This is a genomic window from uncultured Paracoccus sp., from assembly GCF_947487305.1.
Lineage (GTDB): Bacteria > Pseudomonadota > Alphaproteobacteria > Rhodobacterales > Rhodobacteraceae > Paracoccus.
Genome location: NZ_CANKWH010000067.1, coordinates 1 through 1,086 on the forward strand (window position 1 = coordinate 1; position 1,086 = coordinate 1,086).

2 protein-coding genes are annotated in these 1,086 nt (G+C 64.7%); both read right to left on the reverse strand.

What is annotated here, in order from left to right:
* Nucleotides 1-440, reverse strand: a 440-nt coding sequence (locus Q1A36_RS21265) for an NAD(P)(+) transhydrogenase (Re/Si-specific) subunit beta (protein ID WP_299848166.1), incomplete at its 3' end; no start/stop codon positions are given.
* Nucleotides 441-450: 10 nt separating this feature from the next.
* On the reverse strand, nt 451-1,086 hold a 636-nt coding region (locus tag Q1A36_RS21270; protein ID WP_299848168.1), incomplete at its 5' end, for a proton-translocating transhydrogenase family protein.

Below are 1,086 nucleotides of genomic sequence, written 5' to 3' on the forward strand. Positions count from 1 at the left end.
AAGACCTCGATCTGCAGCATGTTCAGTTCCGCCGGGGTCTTGTGGGTCAGAACTGCGGCAAAGCCGCGGAACTGCTCGGTGGTGCCGTCCCGCAGCGCGCGCATCACCCGGCCCATCTCCAGCTGGGCGTTGAAGCCCACGAAGACCGCGGCCAGACCGACAAGGCTGTGCATCGCCGCGACCAGCTGCGGCATCTCGGTCATCTGCACCCGCTTGGCCACGACCCAGCCGATGGCGCCACCGGCGGCGATCATGATGACCGACAGAAGCCAGTTGCCCGAGCCCGGCCCGAACAGCGTCGCGACAACCGCCAGCGCCATGCCGACAATGCCGTACCAGATCGCCCGCTTGGCGCTTTCCTGTCCCGACAGCCCGCCGAGCGAGAGGATGAACAGGATGGCGGCAACCACATAGGCGGCAGTGGTGAATCCGTATTCCATGATCCCCTCCTTACGATTTCTGGAACATGGCGAGCATGCGCCGGGTGACCATGAAGCCACCGAAGATGTTGACCCCGGCCATCAGCACCGACAGCGCCGCGAGGATCACCACCAGCCAGGAGCCCGAGCCGATCTGCATCAGCGCGCCCAGGATGATGATCGAGCTGATCGCATTGGTGATCGCCATCAAGGGCGTGTGCAGCGAATGCGCGACGTTCCAGATCACCCGGAAGCCCACGAAACAGGCCAGCACGAAGACGATGAAATGCGACATGAAGCTGGCCGGGGCCACGAGGCCGATCAGCAAGAGCAGAAGCCCGCCCCCGCCCAGAAGCATCAGCTGGCTGCGGGTCTCGGCCTTGAAGGCGGCGGCCTCGGCGGCGCGGCGCTCCTCGGGCGTCAGCTCCTTCTTCTTCTCCTTCGGCTTCTGCGCCGCGATGGCCGCGATCTTCGGCGGCGGCGGCGGATAGGTGATGGCGTGGTCATGGGTCACCGTGGCGCCCCGGATCACGTCATCCTCCATGTTATGGGCGATGACCCCGTCCTTCTTCGGCGTCAGGTCGGCCATGAAATGGCGGATGTTGTTGCCGTAAAGTTCCGAGCTCTGCGCCCCCATGCGGCTGGGGAAATCGGTATAGCCGATGAT